Raw genomic sequence first — 16,369 nt, forward strand, 5'->3', positions numbered from 1 at the left:
TCGGGTGTTCAGTTCGGGGATGCTCGGCGCTTTTGCAGACGCTCGGGAATCTGCGCCCAGACCTGGCGCTTTTCTTCGTCGGTGGCGCGGCTCCAGCCACCGATCTCAGGCAGCGTGCGCAGGCACCCCTCGCACCAGCCGCCACTGGGGTGCATCAGGCACAGCGACACACAAGGCGAAGGCACCGAATTGGGGGCCGGGGGCGTGGCCTCAGCCAGCACCTGCTCGGCGCGTTCGCCCAGTTTTTCCCAATAGTGCTCGCTCATGCCTGCGCCTCTTGCGTGGCTTGCACCACATCGGCCACCGGCGCACCGGTCAGGCGCTTCAGGTCTTCGGGCTGCAGGCGGAACACGCCGTGCGGATGCCCGGCGGCGGCCCAGACTTCAGCAAAGCGCCACAGGTCCTGGTCGAGCAGGGTCACGGGTGCATTGAGGTGCGCCACGGGCGAGACGCCGCCAATGGTGAAACCGGTCTGCGCTTTGACGAAGTCGGCATCGGCGCGGCCGATTTTGCCGACCAGCGCCGAGACTTTTTTCTCGTCCACCCGGCGGTCGCCCGAGGCCACCACCAGCACGGCCACACCGTCTTCCTTGCGCTTGAAGATCACGCTCTTGGCGATCTGGCCCAACTGCACACCGAGACCATCGGCGGCCTCTTGTGCGGTGCGGGCAGCGCCATCGAGCATGACCGGGGCGTGGGGGTGATGGGCGTCTTGCAAAGCACGCGCCACGCGTTGCACGCCGTCAGGCAATGCATGGAGTTCAGCACCGCACATGGTTCAGCCCGCCCGCTTGTTGAGAATGGCCTTGGCCACGTTGGAGTTGGGTTTGCGCCCCAGAAAGTCGCTGATGAAAACACCCGCGTCGACCAGTTTGTCCAGATCGATGCCGGTTTCAATGCCCATGCCGTGCAGCATGTAGACCACGTCTTCGGTGGACACATTGCCGGTGGCACCCTTGGCGTAAGGGCAACCGCCCAGGCCCGCCACGGAAGACTGGAAATTCCACACGCCCATTTGCAACGCGGCCAGCGTGTTGGAGAGGGCTTGACCGTAGGTGTCGTGGAAGTGGCCGCAGACGTGGTCCACATCGAAATGCTGCAGCGTGGCCTCGATGGCCTTTTGCACCTTGAGCGGTGTGCCTACGCCGATGGTGTCGGCCACATCCACGCGCTGCACACCGATCTGCTTCATCAAGCCGGCCAGATAGGCCACGCGTTCGGGCGCGACATCGCCCTCGTAAGGGCAGCCCACGGTGCAGCTCATTGCGCCGCGCACCGCGATGCCCGCCGCCAGCGCCGCCTGCACCACGGGGGCAAAGCGCGCGATGCTCTCGGCGATCGAGCAGTTGATGTTTTTCTGGCTGAAGGCTTCGCTGGCGGCACCAAACACCACGATCTCGTCGGGCCGTGTTTTGAGGGCCGCTTCAAAACCCTGCAGGTTGGGTGTGAGCACCGAGTAGCGCACGCCTGCCTGACGCTGAATGCCCGCCATCACTTCGGCGTTGTCGGCCATTTGCGGCACCCACTTGGGGCTGACGAAGCTGGTGACTTCAATCTCGGCGAGGCCAGCGGCCTGCAGGCGGTGCACCAACTCGATCTTGACGGCTGCGGGCACCGGTTGTTTTTCGTTTTGCAGACCGTCGCGGGGGCCGACGTCGATGAGTTGAACACGTGAGGGCAGGTTAAAAAAACTCATTTTTGTTTACTCCGTCAACATTTTCTATACAATCGCGTGCAACACGGCCCCCTTCAACGTAACTGCCTCGGCAGCCAAGTTGCTTGGGGGTTTTTTATTGCTGCTTTAGTTTTCAAGACCATTCGTCGGCCAAGTTAGTTGGGGCGCCCATACCCAAATGGTTGAGCCCTAAGTGACTCAAATCCGGGAACTTCAACAAGTGCTGCTTCATGCGGTCAGGCCAAGACGAGGTAGGGTTGATCACCCCCAGCAAGTGCCGCAAAAGGCGTATGAGCAAAAAGCAACGGGCCAATGCGTGAGGGTTGTTCGCAAATGAATTGACCCACGGCATGTCTGCCGCAGGTGGCAATTTGGGCTGATCCACAATGTTGCGATTCCACAAACGGCTGTGGTGCGCACACACATTGCGCAGGTAGTTCAGGCTGCGAAGCCACGAGGCAAATACACGCCCGTTGCGCACGCCATACTTGGCCGAAATCGCATCTTGATCCACCTCATGCATGCCGCCAAACAACGTGGACAAGGTACCAAAGTCCCACACTTCACACGCCACCCAAATGGCCAAAGGTAAGCCATATTTGGTTTTGTTGTGGGTCACAAACTCTTCTTTGGAGCGTGAAATCAGTTGCGCGTGCTTGGCCAACCACTCGTGATGGCGAATCAATCCCGTATCTTTGTTCAGCACTTGGCTGAAGTTGGCATGAAACAAGTCACCGCGCAGGTAAGCAAACTTGTCTTGAAGCCCCAGGGTGTGTGCCACATCCACACGCAGCGCAATTTCCACGCGCTCCAATGCATCCATGACCAACAAGCGCAATTGCTTGTCAAACACATACAGGTCCACCGCATTTTGGAAAGTAGCGCCGAGCTTGAAACTGTCCAACGCAATCGTTTCACCCTTGGTCTGAACCTTTGCCACTCGCGGCTTGTCAATAGAACAGCAAGGCCCAGAGCGCTCACGAAACGCAAACCAATAGCCGCTCAGCCGGTAGTAGCCAATGCGGTGCAAATAGTCCAAGGCCTTGGCACGATCAGAGACCTGCAAGCCACGCGCTTGCAGCTGGTCCAGTTGTTGCTCGATGTTGAGCCAAGGTTTGGGGTAACTCATTCGGCGAATTCTGACGAGTAAAGATCCACAAACTCCTGAAACAAAACCGCCATGAAAGGAAAGTTTGATTCAGCACTCAAAGTTTGGATATCAAAAGAACGACAAGCCTCTATGTCCTTCTTCGAAAAATAGTGTTTGTGCACCAGCATCTCTCGAATCTGATCCACTGGGTCCTCATATTCGCGATCTTCCTGAGGAACCGCACTGTCAATCAAGAAGCTTCGCAAACACTGATACAACAAAGGGGTCATGTGCGCCTGAATTGCGGCAACTTGGTCCAGAATGGCATCAATTTTTTGATCTGCGTCCTGCTGGCCGCTGCAGACGATCAACCCGTTGGCATGGGCTAACTTATTACGTTCACCAACAAGCTCAGCAAACGTGCGCGTCTGCCCTTCATCACAACCAATGATGCGAAGAAATTTGAAGACCTCACCTTCTGCAACCTTGTGAAAGGTAAACGGTGATGGGGCAGCATTCACCTGTCTTTCATTTTTCTGAAAAATAGTGGCGTGCAAAAAATCTACAGGGCGCATGAGCTTTATTTGCCAAATTGAGAAGTACACAAAGCTCATATAAAGCATGTGATATGGCAAGAGGGCCATCTGGTACTGGCCATGCTCATAGTTGAAATCAAATGCATCCCAAAGGAACGTGATGTACTCCCGCTCTCCAGGCTCCTTGAATGTGCTTGGTAAAAAATCCAGCATGGCAAAAGGTTCGCTCATACTTTCACTCCATCGCCCCACACCCGATCAATGGCCGTTTTTATCTTGGACTCCATTCGGCGAATAAGCTCATGGTTCGCATTGACCAAGGCTTGTTCGGCGTTGATCTCAGCGACGATGGTGCGTTGAGCATCTAAGTCTGGCAGCGTAATTTTCACATCACGAATCAACTGTGCGTTCAGGTTGCTTTGATTCCCGCCTCGCGCATCGCTGATAGCGCGCAGCTCTTCATATTTGCCCACCAACGACCAATACAGGAAATCCCGGTCGACTTCCTGTGAAGTCACTTCAATGGCAGCACAAGCCTGATTAGTCGTCGCATCAATACCCAAAATTGCGACACGTCCACGGGTTACACCCTGACCATACATCGCCATCAAAATGGTACCGGCTGGAAACATGCGAGCAGCTGAGTTTTTCAACCCAGCCTCGGTAATGAATTCCTCGGCTGCATCGATCACGTTGAAATCGATTTGGCCTGTTTTGATCCACGGAATCGTGCCGCCCCAGTACGCCGCATTGTTGCGGTCGGGCGTGCCACCAGATCGAATTGTGGCGAGATCTCCCACCGTAACAATCGAACAATCGGCGGGCGTCACGATCTGCGACTTATAGCTCTCAACCACCTGACGAGCACCGTCGATCACTTTTTGGTAGCCCTCGATTTTGGCAACGATTTGGTGCTGGACTTCGAGAGGCGGAAGTGGAACCGTCTTCAACTTCAAATCACTAAAGTGTCGCTTGTACCCATCGGACTCAAGTGGGTACATCTTGAGGAAGAAGTACAGAAACCGTGGCGCGAGCAAATCGCTAGTTCGCAGAATTTTGATCCCGTCTGCGCCTTGCGCAAAGGGTCGGTCCATCAACTTCACCACGCATGTGTGATCACCAAAAACTAGCAATGGCTTGTCCATCTTCACTAATGCATCTTTGTCATCAGTCCAGCCCGCGATGGCGTCCTGGGATTGATCGATGATGGGAAAGCCGCCGACTTCTAGGTAATCGGTCTTCTGGATCTTTGCTGGAGGGGTCAAAGCGGTAACCAAATCGCCTATTGCAACTTGTGGAAAATGACTTGCAGTTACAGCCACATCAATGTATCGATCTCCACTCAAATTGAAGTCTCCGCCCTGCGCTATTCGATCCCGCGCCACCGCTTGCGCAATCGCCCCCCCCTCAAACGCATCAGGCGCAGTCACCCAACCGCGCAGCAAGCGCGTGACCTCAGGTAAATCACTGTTAGCCACCGCCCGGCGTTGCGCCCCCAAGTTGAACCCATCGTTTTGCACTTTCACAAACAGCACCTTGTCGGTTTGCTTGTGCACGCGTTTGTCCAAAATGAGGATACTGGTCTTCACGCCGCTGTAGGGGTTGAACACGCCTGCGGGCAGGCTGACCACGGCCACCAAGCTGGCATCCACCAGCATCTTGCGCAGCGCTTTGTAGGCCGTGCCACTTTGAAAAATGATGCCTTCGGGCACCACGATGGCGGCACGGCCCGTGGCGGTCAAATGCTCGGCCATGTAGTCCACAAACAGTACTTCGCTACGGCTCGCCTGCACGGTGAAGCGCTTGTGCGGTTTGATGCCACCCTTGGGCGACATGAAGGGCGGGTTGGCCAAAATCACATCGGCCAGCTCGTTCCATTTGTCGTCTTGCGTGAGGGTGTCGTACTCCACCACATCGGGGTCAGCAAAGCCGTGCAGATACAGGTTGACCAAACTCAGGCGCACCATGTCCGGTGAGATGTCGTAGCCCTTGATATTGCGTGCTAGGCGGCTGCGTTCGTCAGGGGTGAGTTGGTCGCCCGCCACTTTGGCCGCGGCCGAGGTGTTGGCCGCCAAGATGTGCTTCCAAGCCGAGATCAAGAAGCCTGCTGTGCCGCAGGCGGGATCAAGAATGGTCTCGTGTTTTTGCGGGGCCATGACTTCGACCATGAAGTCGATGATGTGGCGCGGGGTGCGGAACTGCCCGGCATCGCCCTGGCTGCCCAGCACGCTGAGCAGGTATTCAAACGCATCACCCAACCGCTCAGAGTGGTCGTAGCTGAAGGTGTTGATTTCCTTCAAAAAGCTCTTGAGCGTTTCGGGGTCACGGTATGGCAGATAAGCGTTTTTGAAAATATCGCGAAACAACTCCGGCACACCGGGGTTTTCGTTCATCTTGCTGATGGCTTCAGAGTACAGCGCCAGCACTTCAAAGCCCCCCAAACTCGGGGCCATGAGTTTCGGCCAGCCAAAACGCGCGAACGGGCCTGCAAAAAATTTGCGCTCGCCGCCCAGCTCTTCCGACTCAGCATCCATGTCGTCCATGAATTTGTAGATGAGCGCAATGGTGATTTGCTCAACCTGGCTTTTGGGATCAGGCACTTTGCCGACCAGGATATTGCGGCAGTTGTCGATGCGGGATTTGGTTTCGGAGTCGAGCATGAAGGCTTACATGAATTGATTGAGCGAGACGTAGTCTTTGACGTACTCGGGGATGCGAGTGCGCCATGCGGGCGGCACCGCCTTGAAGTCGCTCATGCCAAATGCGGGGTACACATTGAGTGAGGTGAGTTGCTTGGTTTCAATGATGTCGCGCAGGTGGTGATCTGTAGCATAGGCCTTGAAGTAGTACTTCATGGCTTGCACTGCGCTGGCTGTGGAGTCTGCACTGAAACCTGTGGCGTTTTGTTGGTCCAGCAGGAATTTTTCAAACTCTTCTTCCAGCAAATCATCTTTGCTTTTGAAGCCAGGGATGAGGCCAAAGGCTTTTTCAAGAATTTCACGCAAACCCAAACGGCGGTCTACGCCCGCAGCGCGCCGCAGTTTGTCAAGGTTGAAGTATTCGTTGGGCTTGTCAAACAGCTCGGTGCTGATGTAGTTGATGGCTTGGTCCCACTGGCCATCACTGACTTGCTGGACCACGACAGGGTCGGCTTTGACCGTGTCTTCAAATTTCTCGAAGAACATGCGGTCCACCTTCATGCCTTGAAACCCGATTTGGGTTTCTTCGTGCACGGCAATGGTGTCTGGTGCGGTGTGGTGGTAGTGGCCGTCTTCTGTCAGGCCGCCACCTCCACCCGTGCCTTGGCCGTCTCCTGCATCGTCACCGCCAACGTGACCAGGGCGAGGCAGCTTTAGCACTTCGTCATAGTCAAATTTTTCTTCAAAGAATTCGCAGGTTGCAAAAAAGTCAAACAACTTGTAGGCCGTTTTATGCGGCTGCGCCACTTGCGCCTTGAGTGCTTCGTCTTGCAACTGCTCACGAAAATCATGCTTGCGTGTGCCACGCCCTTTGATCTGCACAAACTCAGAAGGCGAAAACACAGGCCGCATCAGCGCCAAGTTCAGCAAATCGGGGCAGTCATAGCCCGTGGTCATCATGCCCACGGTCACACAAACACGCGCCTTGCTGGTTTTGTAGGTGGGCATACCGTTGGCCGAACCCAGCAAATTGTTATTAGTAAAGTTGATCGTGAATTGCTGTGCATCCGGAATCAGCGAAGTGACTTGCACCGCAAAATCCGACTGGTAGCGACCGGGGAACATCTTGTCGGCCAGGTCATTGATGATTTGAGTGAGCTTGGTGGCGTGCGCCTGACTAACGGCGAAGACAATCGTTTTGCCAAACTCTGCACTGATGGGGTCACGTAAGCCGTGCTCGAGCAAGGTTTCGCAAAACAACCGGTTGGTCGGCTCTGAGAAAAACTTTTTTTCAAAGCTCTTTTGCTTGAAGCGCTGCTCACTGGTTTGCTCACCCGAATCGCCTTCGTTGATGGTCACGGCGGCATAGCCCTGATCTGACAGCAATTGCGTGGTGACTTCCGTGCGGGCATCCACCACCAAAGGATTGATCAAAAACCCGTCTTTCACACCATCGAGCAAGGAATAGCGGAATGTTGGTTCACCGGACTCGCAACCAAAGGTGCGATAAGTGTCCAGCAACAAACGGCGCTCTGCTTCGCGGGGGTCTTTGGTGGTGGGCTTTGCCGCGTCGAACTTCTTGATGTAGTCCTTGGGCGTGGCCGTCAGGCCAAGCTTGTAACCAACGAAGTATTCAAAGACTGCGCGGGCGTTGCCGCCAATGGAGCGGTGTGCTTCGTCCGAAATCACCAGGTCGAAGTCGGTGGGCGAAAACTGTTTGTACTTGGCATTGAACAGCAAGCTTTGTACCGTGGTGACCACGATTTCAGCTTTTCGCCAATCGTCACGATTTTCTTTGTAGATGGTCGATTTGTAGTCGTTCTTGAGCAAGAAAACGAACGCCTTGTTAGCTTGGTCTTCCAACTCCAAACGGTCTACCAAGAACAACACCCGACGAGCATTGCCCGTTCGCAAAAACAATTTGATGACGGCGGCAGAAGTAAGCGTCTTGCCTGTGCCTGTGGCCATCTCAAATAGAAAACGAGTTTTACCCTCTTTGACGGCCGCTTGTATGGACTGAGCCGCTTGCTGCTGGTAGGCACGCATGAACCGCAAGCGGTTCTTTTGAATGAACTCAACTCGTTGAGCTTCTGTCTTCCAACCGGCTTCCGCGTCATACGCGGGCATCTGCGTGCGAGCGATGTAATCCAGCGGGACGTCTTCAGTCACCAAGCGCTGTGCATCAGGCTTGAACTGTGTGTAACCCTTGATGGAGTCAGGAGCCGGAAAAGTGGTGATGACTTGCGGGTTACCTTGATTCAGATCCCAAAAGTAATGCAAGTTGCCATTGCTCAAAATAACAAATCTGCAATTTTGAGACTTGGCGTATTTGCGCGCCTGTTCTTTTCCGATGAGTGGGTTTTTGCTTTCAGCTTTCGCTTCCAAAACGACAAGAGGAAAGCCTTTGTCGTCCAGTAGCAAAAAATCAATGAAACCGTTGCTGCTCGTTTCAAAGTCATTGCCCAACGCGTCGACCTGCGTTTGCGTGAGCTTGACGTTCGGCTCTAGGGCGATATTGGCTTTCCCGCCTGGAGAATCAAAAAACCGCCACCCGGAATCTTCGAGCAGCTTGTTAATTTTGATGCGGGCTTTGGCTTCTTTGGCAGACATACGCGTATTGTGCTGCCTTTAGTAGCCTCTTTGGTGGTCCACGATGCCGTTGATCGGCTCACCGCACTGCAAGGCCTGGATTTTGCCTACGATTTGCGCGATGCTTTCTTCGCGCAGGGTGCGGGCGGAGGTGTGTGGCGTGACCGTGATCTTCGGGTGTTTCCAGAACACATGGTCGGCAGGCAGGGGCTCGGTGCGGAACACATCGAGCGTGGCCCCGGCCATGTGACCGCTGTCGACCAGGGCGATCAGGTCTTCTTCAACCAGGTGCTTGCCGCGCGCCACATTGACGAGGTAGCCGCCCGGTTGCAACTGCGAGAGCGTGTCTTTGTTCAGGATGTTTTCGGTCTCGGGCGTGAGCGGCATCAGGTTGACCAGCACGCGCGTGGCCGCCAAAAACTCAGGCAAACCCTGCGCGCCGCTGAAGCTGCGGATGCCGGGCAGGTTTTTGGCGCTGCGGCTGTAACCGTTGACCGGGAACTCGAACACTTGCAGCGCTTTGGCCACGCGTTCACCCAACACGCCCAAGCCCATGACGCCCACGGCAAAGTCGGCGCGGCTGCGTGGCTTGCGGTAAGACCATTTGCCCGCCCCGGTGTCGGCGTCGTAACCATCGAACTCCCTGAAGTGCCGGATCACCGCATGGCACACGTATTCGGCCATCTGCACCGACATGCCGGCATCGTCCAAGCGAACCACCTTCAGTGAGGGCGGCAGCTTGAGCTGGAGCAAGGCATCCACACCCGCGCCGATGTTGAACAGGGTTTGCAGACCCGCTTGTTCGTCGATGAACTGCTGGGGCGGCGCCCAGACAATGGCATGGTCGGCCTGCGCTGCGCCGGGGGTCCAGGCGGATACAGAGGCCTGCGGAAAAGCTTGTTGCAGGCCCTGCACCCAAGGTTCAGGCGATAGACCTGCGAAAAAGATGGTGATGTTCATGGTCTGATTTTGTCAGCAAGCGCCTGACCAGGGTGTCACCAAGGACAAGAATGGCCTGAGCCTCACACCGCCAGCTTGAGCAGCTCGGCCCCATCGGCCACTTGGTCGCCGGGTGCGTACAAAAGCTCAGCCACCACGCCGTCTTTGGGCGCACTGATGGTGTGCTCCATCTTCATGGCTTCCATCACGGCCAGCGGCTGACCGGCCTTGACACTGTCACCCGCCTTGACGGCAAACGACACCACCTTGCCCGGCATCGGTGCCGTCAGGCGGCCGCCTTCTTGTGCGGCCTCACCAGCATGGGCCAGCGGGTCGAGCACGGTGATGCGGGTCGCACCCTGAGGCGTGAACAGGTGTGCTGTCTCGCCTTGCCAGTCCAGCTGACTGAAGAGGCGGGGCGTGCTGCCCCACTGCACCCACAGGCCTGCACCATCGCCGGTAAAACCCAACACGCCGGATACAGCTTCCTCGCCCTCCAGCGACAGGCTCACAGCACCGTCGTGCAAGTAATTCAGACGGGCCGAGCGAGGCTGGTCTTGCCACAGGAATTCAAAGCGCCGTTGCGCCAGACCGTGTGACTGCCAGCCATCGCGGCGGCTGAAAGGGTCTGTGCCTTGCAAGGCTTTTTCGGCATGCAGGGTGTGCGCCACCACAGCGGCCACGGCCGCAGGCAAGCCCACGGTTTCTTGTTTGAACAGGGTGGCGGCTTCACGCTGAATGAGCGCGGTGTCGAGTTGTGCGTTGGCAAAGGCCGACGAGCGCACCACATGGCGCAGGAACTGCACGTTGGTGTTCAGGCCCACGATGTGGGTTTGTGCCAATGCGGTGTCGAGTCGGGCCAATGCCTGCTCGCGGGTATCGCCATGCACGATGAGCTTGGCCACCATCGAGTCGTAAAACGGGCTGATGGTGTCGCCCTCGCGCACGCCGTCGTCCACACGCACCGTGCCGCGCTCGAAGCTGGTGGCTTGCGGCTTGCGGTAGACGTGCAGCGTGCCGGTGGCGGGCAAGAAGTTGTTGTCGGGGTTCTCGGCGCAAATGCGCGCCTCGATGGCATGGCCCTGGATGCGCAACTCGTCCTGACGCAGCGGCAGCGGCTCGCCACTGGCCACGCGCAGTTGCCACTCGACCAGATCCAGGCCCGTAATGGCTTCGGTCACCGGGTGCTCCACCTGCAAGCGGGTGTTCATCTCCATGAAGAAGAACTTCATGGACTCGGGCTGGTCGTATGCGGTTTGCTCCACGATGAATTCCACCGTGCCTGCACCCACATAGTTCACGGCCTTGGCTGCGGCCACAGCGGCTGCGCCCATTTCCGCACGCAGGGCCTCGGTCATGCCGGGGGCCGGGGCTTCTTCGAGCACCTTCTGGTGGCGGCGCTGCACCGAGCAATCGCGCTCAAACAGGTACACGCAATTGCCCTGCGTGTCACCAAACACCTGGATCTCGATGTGGCGTGGGCGTTGCACGTACTTTTCAATCAGCACCGCATCGCTGCCAAAGCTGTTGATGGCTTCGCGTTTGCAACTCGCGAGCGCTGCGGCAAAGTCTTCCGACTTTTCCACCACGCGCATGCCCTTGCCACCGCCACCCGCGCTGGCTTTGATGAGCGCGGGGTAACCGATGCGGTCGGCCTCGCGCTGCAGCAGCGCCGAGTCCTGGTCGGCCCCGTGGTAACCAGGCACCAGCGGCACACCGGCCGACTCCATCAGGCGTTTGGACTCGGCTTTGAGGCCCATCGCCAAAATGGCCGATGCGGGCGGGCCGATGAACACCAAACCGGCGGCGGCGCAGGCCTTGGCGAAGTCTTCGTTCTCGCTCAAAAAACCGTAGCCGGGGTGCACGGCCTCGGCCCCGGTGGCCTTGGCGGCATCGAGGATGCGCTGCCACTGCAAATAACTGTCTTTGGGCGCAGAGCCGCCCACATGCACGGCTTCGTCGCAGGCCTGCACATGCTTGGCCCCGGCATCGGCGTCCGAATAAACGGCCACGGTTTGGATGCCCATCCGACGAGCGGTGGCCGCAACGCGGCAGGCGATTTCGCCACGGTTGGCGATCAGTATTTTTTTGAACATGGTTACTTCCTCAAGCCATCCAATGGGGTTTGCGCTTTTGCAAAAAGGACTGCACACCCTCCTTGCCTTCGCTGCTGGCGCGGATGTCGGCAATGCCTTCCACCGTCTGGCGCACCAGCGCGTCGTTGATCTCACGTTCGGCCACATCCTGCACCAGCTTTTTGCAGGCGCGCACGGCGTGGGGGCTGGCGCTCACCAGCGCCTGCGTCAGCTCGGCCATTTTGGCGTCCAGCGCATCGGCACTGACCACTTCGTGCACCAGACCGATGCGGTGCGCTTCGGCCGCGCCGAAGCGCTCGGCCGTCAAAAAATAGCGGTGCGCTGCGCGTGCGCCCATGGCACGGATCACATACGGGCTGATGGTGGCCGGGATCAGGCCCAGCTTGACTTCGCTCAGACAGTAGTTCGCCGTGTCCACGCTGACGGCCATGTCGCACGCGGCCACCAGGCCCATGCCACCGGCGTACACATCGCCTTGCACACGGGCGATGGTCGGCTGGGGGCATTCGTAAATGGCGCGCAGCATGGCGGCCAGCTCGCCCGCATCGGCCAAATTCTCGGCGCGGGTGTAGTCGGCCATGCGGCGCATCCAGTTCAGGTCTGCGCCTGCACAAAACGCGGGGCCCTCGGCGGTCAGCACCACGCAACGCAAGGCGCTGTCTTGGGCCACCGCCAGAAAAGCGTTTTTCAACTCGGCAATGACCTCGTCATTGAAGGCGTTGCGCACATCGGGGCGCGACAGCGTGATCGTGTGCACGCCACCTTGGGTGGAAATGTTCAAGGCACTCATGTGGTCCCCTTCACATCCGGAACAGGCCGAACTTGGTTTCAGGGATCGGCGCGTTCAGCGAGGCCGACAGGCCCAGCGCCAGCACGCGGCGGGTGTCGGCCGGGTCGATCACGCCGTCGTCCCAGATGCGGGCGGTGGCGTAATACGGGTGACCCTGGTCTTCGTATTGCTGCTTGATCGGGGCTTTGAAGGCTTCTTCTTCCTCCATGCTCCACTGGCCGCCTTTGCCCTCGATGCCGTCACGCTTGACTGTGGCCAAGACGCTCGCTGCCTGCTCGCCGCCCATGACGGAGATGCGGGCGTTGGGCCACATCCAGAGGAAACGCGGCGAGTAGGCACGGCCGCACATGCCGTAATTGCCCGCGCCAAAGCTGCCGCCGATGATGATGGTGAACTTGGGCACCGCCGCCGTGGCCACGGCCGTGACCATCTTCGCGCCGTTGCGGGCAATGCCTTCGTTTTCGTATTTGCGGCCGACCATGAAGCCGGTGATGTTCTGCAAAAACACCAACGGAATCTTGCGTTGGCAGCAGAGTTCAATGAAGTGCGCACCCTTGAGGGCCGACTCGCTGAACAAAATGCCGTTGTTGGCAATGATGCCCACCGGCATGCCTTCGATGCGGGCAAAGCCGCAAATCAAGGTGGTGCCAAAACGCGATTTGAATTCATCGAACTCAGAACCGTCGACGATGCGGGCGATGATTTCGCGCACGTCAAACGGCTTGCGGGTATCCGTGGGAATCACGCCATACAGCTCTTGCGCGTCGAACTTGGGCGGCACGGGTTCGTGCGTGGCGATGTTGGGCGTTTTTTGCGCATTGAGGTTTTTCACGGCTTGGCGCGCCAGCGCCAGCGCATGCACATCGTTTTGCGCCAGGTGGTCGGCCACGCCCGACAAGCGGGTGTGCACGTCGCCCCCCCCTAAGTCTTCGGCGGTGACCACTTCGCCCGTGGCCGCCTTGACCAAGGGTGGGCCGCCCAAAAAGATGGTGCCCTGGTTTTTGACGATGATGGTTTCGTCGCTCATGGCGGGCACATAAGCGCCACCCGCCGTGCAGCTGCCCATGACCACCGCGATCTGGGCAATGCCCAAAGCGCTCATGTTGGCCTGGTTGAAGAAGATGCGGCCAAAGTGGTCGCGGTCGGGGAAGACCTCGTCCTGGTTAGGCAGGTTGGCACCGCCCGAATCCACCAGATAGATACAGGGCAGGCGGTTTTGCTGCGCGATCTCTTGCGCCCGCAAATGCTTCTTCACGGTCATGGGGTAATAGGTGCCACCCTTCACCGTGGCGTCGTTGCACACGATCATGCAGTCCACCCCGCTCACGCGTCCAATGCCCACGATCACGCCCGCGCTGGGTGCGTCGTTGTTGTACATGTTCAGAGCCGCCAGTGGTGCGACTTCGAGGAAAGGCGTGCCGGGGTCAAGCAGCATCTGAACCCGGTCACGCGGCAGCAACTTGCCACGGGCGGTGTGCTTGGCGCGGGGGGCCTCGCCACCGCCTTGGGCCACGCGCTCCAAGTGGGCGCGCAGATCATCGACCAAGCCACGCATGGCAGCAGCGTTGTGCTGGAAATCGGCAGAACGCGGGTTCAGTTGGGAGTGCAAAACGGTCATGGTGCTTCCTTGGCAGCGCGCCACCCGGCCAAGCCCAGCGGCGCATCAAACGGCAATGCTCGCCAGCTTACCGCCTGGATGCGTCTTGCGTGGCGCCAACAAGGTTGCAAATCGTGCCACAATCGCCGCCATCATGAACACCGCCATCAGCGCCCTCCCCAGCCCAAACACCACTGGCCGCGCCGAGACGCCCATGGCTTTCGTCAAAGCCATTGTGGAGGCCTACACACAGCGTGGCATGGACGCGTTGACAGCACTGAACGAGGCACAAATTGCGCCAAATTTACTGAGCCAGGCTGACGCACGCATCACCGCCACGCAAATGGAATGGCTGTCCGCCACCGCCATGAAAGCGCTGGACGACGAAGCCCTGGGCTGGTTCAGCCGCCGCCTGCCCTGGGGCAGCTACGGCATGCTGGTGCGCGCATCCCTGACCGCCCCCACCTTGGGTGTGGCCTTGCGACGCTGGTGTCGCCACCACGGCCTGTTGACCGACGACATCCATTTACAAATCACCCAGGAACAGGGCGTGGCACGTCTTGAACTGCACGAACAACGCGACTTGGGCGCACTGCAGGAGTTTTGTGTGGTGTCGGTGCTGCGCAACGCGCTGGGCGTGGCTTGCTGGCTGACGGATTCGCGCATTCCGCTGATGCAAACCACCTTGCGCTTTGCATCACCGCCCCATGCGAACAGTTACCGCGTGCTGTTTGACGGGCCAAGCCAATTCAACGCGTCCCTGCACAGCCTGCAGTTCGATGCGGGCTACCTGAACCTGCCGGTGCGCCGTGACGAGGCGGCCTTGCAGCGCATGCTCAAACGCGCACTGCTGCTGACTGTGCGTCCCTACCGACGCGACCGCCTGCTGGTCGAAAAAGTGCGCCAAACCCTGGCCGAGCACCCCGAACACAGCCGCAATGCCGATGACCTGGCCGCTTGGCTGAACCTGTCGGCCCGGACCCTGCACCGGCAACTGAAAGAAGAAGGGGCCAGCCTGCAACAACTGAAAGACGCCGTGCGTCGGGATCTGGCCAAGGACCTGTTGTTGCGCACACCGCGTGCCATCAAACAGATCGCTTCAGAAGTGGGGTTTCAAAACGAAAAAAGCTTCATGCGGGCGTTCAAGACCTGGACAGGGCAAACGCCCGACGAGTTCAGGTCAGGGCATTGACCCGCTTGGCGCAATCACCCCGCGCGGGGCGCAGGCGGGCTGTCGGCCGGGCTGCGGATCAGGCCCAGCAAAGCGATGATGCAAAACACCGCACCCGCATAAAAGGTGAATGAGGCGCCCAGCCGGTCCCACAGCCACCCCGCCAGCAGGCTGGCCAGCAGCATGGCCACTCCGCTGACCAGATTGAAAAACCCATACGCGGTTCCGCGCAAATCAGAAGGTGCCGTGTCGGCCACCATCGCCGCCAGCAAGCCCTGGGTCATGCCCATGTGCACACCCCACAGCATCACACCCACCAGCACACGGCTCCAGTGGTGGCCACTGGCCAACACCAGATCGGCCGTCACCAGCACCACCAAACCCCAACCCAACAGTGCCCGGTGGCTCATGCGGTCAGACAGCTTGCCAAAGGGATAAGCCGTGGCCGCGTACACCAGGTTCATGGCCACCATGACCAAGGGCACCCAGGCCAGGGCCATGCCGGTTTGCTCGGCCCGCAGCACCAGAAAAGCCTCGCTGAAACGGGCCAGCGTGAACACCGCACCCACCACCACAACCCACCAATAGGCTCCACTCAAACGCTTCAGGTTGTCGCGCCGGATCGGATTGCGTTTGGGCTCACCTTCATGCCGGGTAGGTTCTTGCACACCCAACACCAGCAAGACCACCGCCAATGCAGCGGGCACCACCGCCACCCAGAACACGGCCCGGAAATCGTTGGCCCAAAGCAGCATCAAGCCCACGCCCAGCAAAGGCCCGAGGAAAGCCCCGACGGTGTCCAGCGACTGCCGCAAACCAAATGCGGCTCCACGCACTTCCGGTGGCGCGATGTCGGCCACCAAGGCATCGCGTGGTGCACCCCGAATGCCTTTGCCAATACGGTCGACAAACCGCGCCGTCAGCACCCAACCCATGGTCGGCGCCACGGCAAAGAGGGGCTTGCTCAATGCGCCCATGGTGTAGCCGATGACCGCCAAAGCTTTGCGCTTGCCGAGGTAGTCACTGATCACCCCGGAGAAGACCTTGACGATCAGGGCTGTGGCTTCTGCGATGCCTTCAACCCCCCCCACTGTCAGGGCACTGGCCCCCAACACGCCCACCATGAAAAGCGGCAACAGGCTGTGAATCATTTCCGAGGAAATGTCCATCAACAAGCTGACAAAACCCAGAGCCCAAACACCCGGTGGAATCTTGCGCAGGGCAGTAGAAGGGATCTGCGTCAAAGC

At 58.7% G+C, this 16,369-nt stretch carries 13 protein-coding genes and 1 pseudogene; 1 reads left to right on the forward strand and 13 read right to left on the reverse strand.

From position 1 onward, the window contains the following. Positions 1 to 8 precede the first annotated feature (8 nt). The 12 genes and pseudogenes from ACZ5VE_RS12930 to ACZ5VE_RS12985 form a co-directional block, all read right to left on the reverse strand. Entirely contained in the window at positions 9 to 266 is a 258-nt protein-coding gene (locus ACZ5VE_RS12930) for a DUF1289 domain-containing protein (protein ID WP_464455563.1), read from the reverse strand. Next, entirely contained in the window at positions 263 to 775 is a 513-nt protein-coding gene (locus ACZ5VE_RS12935; RefSeq protein WP_464455564.1) for a YbaK/EbsC family protein, read from the reverse strand. The genes ACZ5VE_RS12930 and ACZ5VE_RS12935 overlap by 4 nt, the downstream gene beginning before the upstream one ends. 3 nt (positions 776 to 778) lie before the next feature. Next, complete coding sequence (locus ACZ5VE_RS12940) at positions 779 to 1,696, reverse strand: hydroxymethylglutaryl-CoA lyase (RefSeq protein ID WP_464455565.1); 918 nt, start codon at positions 1,694 to 1,696, stop codon at positions 779 to 781. A 112-nt stretch (positions 1,697 to 1,808) separates the two neighbouring features. Next, a complete protein-coding gene (locus ACZ5VE_RS12945) occupies positions 1,809 to 2,804 on the reverse strand; it encodes an Abi family protein (RefSeq protein ID WP_464455566.1) in 996 nt (331 codons plus the stop codon). Next, on the reverse strand, positions 2,801 to 3,532 hold the full coding sequence (locus tag ACZ5VE_RS12950) for a hypothetical protein (protein WP_464455567.1): 732 nt from the start codon (positions 3,530 to 3,532) through the stop codon (positions 2,801 to 2,803). The genes ACZ5VE_RS12945 and ACZ5VE_RS12950 overlap by 4 nt, the downstream gene beginning before the upstream one ends. Next, positions 3,529 to 5,844 carry an N-6 DNA methylase gene (locus ACZ5VE_RS12955; protein WP_464455568.1) on the reverse strand — a complete coding sequence of 772 codons (2,316 nt, stop codon included), beginning with the start codon at positions 5,842 to 5,844 and terminating at the stop codon, positions 3,529 to 3,531. Before ACZ5VE_RS12955 ends, ACZ5VE_RS12950 begins: the two co-directional genes overlap by 4 nt. Positions 5,845 to 5,967: 123 nt before the next feature. Continuing rightward, positions 5,968 to 8,067, reverse strand: a complete 2,100-nt coding sequence (locus ACZ5VE_RS12960) for a DEAD/DEAH box helicase family protein (RefSeq protein ID WP_464457501.1) — start codon at positions 8,065 to 8,067, stop codon at positions 5,968 to 5,970. 129 nt (positions 8,068 to 8,196) lie between these two features. Then, positions 8,197 to 8,550, reverse strand: a pseudogene (locus tag ACZ5VE_RS12965) (type I restriction endonuclease); the annotation flags it as partial. Between the two features lie 18 nt (positions 8,551 to 8,568). After that, complete coding sequence (locus ACZ5VE_RS12970; protein ID WP_464455569.1) at positions 8,569 to 9,489, reverse strand: 2-hydroxyacid dehydrogenase; 921 nt, start codon at positions 9,487 to 9,489, stop codon at positions 8,569 to 8,571. A gap of 62 nt (positions 9,490 to 9,551) precedes the next feature. Further along, on the reverse strand, positions 9,552 to 11,564 hold the full coding sequence (locus ACZ5VE_RS12975; protein WP_464455570.1) for an acetyl/propionyl/methylcrotonyl-CoA carboxylase subunit alpha: 2,013 nt from the start codon (positions 11,562 to 11,564) through the stop codon (positions 9,552 to 9,554). A gap of 10 nt (positions 11,565 to 11,574) precedes the next feature. Next, entirely contained in the window at positions 11,575 to 12,354 is a 780-nt protein-coding gene (locus tag ACZ5VE_RS12980) for an enoyl-CoA hydratase/isomerase family protein (protein WP_464455571.1), read from the reverse strand. Between the two features lie 10 nt (positions 12,355 to 12,364). Next, positions 12,365 to 13,972 (reverse strand): carboxyl transferase domain-containing protein, encoded by a 1,608-nt coding sequence (locus ACZ5VE_RS12985; protein ID WP_464455572.1) that lies wholly within the window; start codon positions 13,970 to 13,972, stop codon positions 12,365 to 12,367. A 133-nt stretch (positions 13,973 to 14,105) separates the two neighbouring features. On the opposite strand from ACZ5VE_RS12985, the gene ACZ5VE_RS12990 reads away from it, so the two are divergent. Then, positions 14,106 to 15,143: an AraC family transcriptional regulator gene (locus tag ACZ5VE_RS12990; RefSeq protein WP_464455573.1), complete on the forward strand. Its 1,038-nt coding sequence runs from the start codon at positions 14,106 to 14,108 to the stop codon at positions 15,141 to 15,143. A 14-nt stretch (positions 15,144 to 15,157) separates the two neighbouring features. Here ACZ5VE_RS12990 and ACZ5VE_RS12995 read toward each other — a convergent pair whose 3' ends face one another. Continuing rightward, positions 15,158 to 16,366, reverse strand: coding sequence for an MFS transporter (locus ACZ5VE_RS12995; RefSeq protein WP_464455574.1), 1,209 nt, complete (start codon positions 16,364 to 16,366; stop codon positions 15,158 to 15,160). Between the last annotated feature and the right edge of the window lie 3 nt (positions 16,367 to 16,369).

Source organism: Limnohabitans sp. INBF003, from assembly GCF_055396645.1.

What these genes read in the sequence shown, in the direction of transcription:
- ACZ5VE_RS12935 (WP_464455564.1), bottom strand. Translation starts at nt 775, where the DNA reads ATGTGCGGTGCTGAACTCCATGCATTGCCTGACGGCGTGCAACGCGTG.
- ACZ5VE_RS12955 (WP_464455568.1), bottom strand. Translation starts at nt 5,844, where the DNA reads ATGGACGACATGGATGCTGAGTCGGAAGAGCTGGGCGGCGAGCGCAAA.
- ACZ5VE_RS12990 (WP_464455573.1), top strand. Translation starts at nt 14,106, where the DNA reads ATGAACACCGCCATCAGCGCCCTCCCCAGCCCAAACACCACTGGCCGC.
- ACZ5VE_RS12985 (WP_464455572.1), bottom strand. Translation starts at nt 13,972, where the DNA reads ATGACCGTTTTGCACTCCCAACTGAACCCGCGTTCTGCCGATTTCCAG.
- ACZ5VE_RS12940 (WP_464455565.1), bottom strand. Translation starts at nt 1,696, where the DNA reads ATGAGTTTTTTTAACCTGCCCTCACGTGTTCAACTCATCGACGTCGGC.
- ACZ5VE_RS12975 (WP_464455570.1), bottom strand. Translation starts at nt 11,564, where the DNA reads ATGTTCAAAAAAATACTGATCGCCAACCGTGGCGAAATCGCCTGCCGC.
- ACZ5VE_RS12945 (WP_464455566.1), bottom strand. Translation starts at nt 2,804, where the DNA reads ATGAGTTACCCCAAACCTTGGCTCAACATCGAGCAACAACTGGACCAG.
- ACZ5VE_RS12960 (WP_464457501.1), bottom strand. Translation starts at nt 8,067, where the DNA reads ATGCCCGCGTATGACGCGGAAGCCGGTTGGAAGACAGAAGCTCAACGA.
- ACZ5VE_RS12970 (WP_464455569.1), bottom strand. Translation starts at nt 9,489, where the DNA reads ATGAACATCACCATCTTTTTCGCAGGTCTATCGCCTGAACCTTGGGTG.
- ACZ5VE_RS12930 (WP_464455563.1), bottom strand. Translation starts at nt 266, where the DNA reads ATGAGCGAGCACTATTGGGAAAAACTGGGCGAACGCGCCGAGCAGGTG.
- ACZ5VE_RS12980 (WP_464455571.1), bottom strand. Translation starts at nt 12,354, where the DNA reads ATGAGTGCCTTGAACATTTCCACCCAAGGTGGCGTGCACACGATCACG.
- ACZ5VE_RS12950 (WP_464455567.1), bottom strand. Translation starts at nt 3,532, where the DNA reads ATGAGCGAACCTTTTGCCATGCTGGATTTTTTACCAAGCACATTCAAG.